This window comes from Arthrobacter pascens, from assembly GCF_017052465.1.
Classification (GTDB): domain Bacteria; phylum Actinomycetota; class Actinomycetes; order Actinomycetales; family Micrococcaceae; genus Arthrobacter; species Arthrobacter pascens.
In genome coordinates this window covers 1-773 of the sequence record NZ_JAFHKT010000034.1, presented here as the reverse complement: position 1 = coordinate 773, position 773 = coordinate 1, and the positions used below count along the sequence as shown (strand labels likewise).

Annotated in this window: 1 protein-coding gene; it reads left to right on the top strand. The window is 67.7% G+C overall.

Annotation, left to right across the window (positions count from 1 at the left end; translation table 11 throughout):
- Position 1: 1 nt before the first annotated feature.
- On the top strand, positions 2 to 773 hold a 772-nt coding region (locus JYA52_RS00145), incomplete at its 3' end, for a UDP-N-acetylmuramate dehydrogenase (protein ID WP_205651151.1).

Genomic DNA, 773 nt, shown 5'->3' with positions numbered 1-773 from the left:
GGTGACTCCCACCATGCTTTCCGACCTGACCACCGCTGCCGTCGGCGGCCCCGCCGGCAACTACATAGAGGCCCGCACGGAAGCGGAGATCATCGAGGCTGTGCGCTCGGCGGACGCCGCAGGGGAGCCGGTCCTGATCATCGGCGGCGGCTCCAACCTGCTGATTTCCGACGACGGATTCCCCGGGACCGTCGTGAAGATCGCCTCGGAAGGGTTCACCGTCAGCGCGGAGGACTCCTGCGGCGGCGTGTCCGTGGTGGTGCAGGCGGGCCACAACTGGGACGCCCTCGTGGAGCACGCGGTGCTGCACGCCTGGTCCGGAATCGAGGCTCTGGCCGGAATCCCCGGTGCCACCGGCGCCACCCCCGTGCAGAACGTGGGCGCGTACGGGTCCGAGGTTTCCCAGACCATCGCGGCTGTCCGCACCTGGGACAGGGAACGCAACGCCGTGAAGACCTTCACCAACTCCGAGCTGAAGTTCGGCTACCGGGATTCGATCCTCAAACAAACCACGGTTAACGGGTCCCCGCGCTACATTGTCCTCACCGTCGAGTTCCAGCTGCCGCTGGGCAGGATGAGCGCCCCGGTCCGCTACGCCGAGCTGGCCAGGGTCCTCGGTGTTGAACAGGGACAGCGGGCCTACTCCAACGACGTCCGCCGGGAGGTGCTCCGGCTGCGCGCGTCCAAGGGCATGGTCCTGGACCCCGCAGACCGCGACACGTACTCCACCGGGTCCTTCTTCACCAATCCGATGGTCCCCGAAGAAGTGGCGG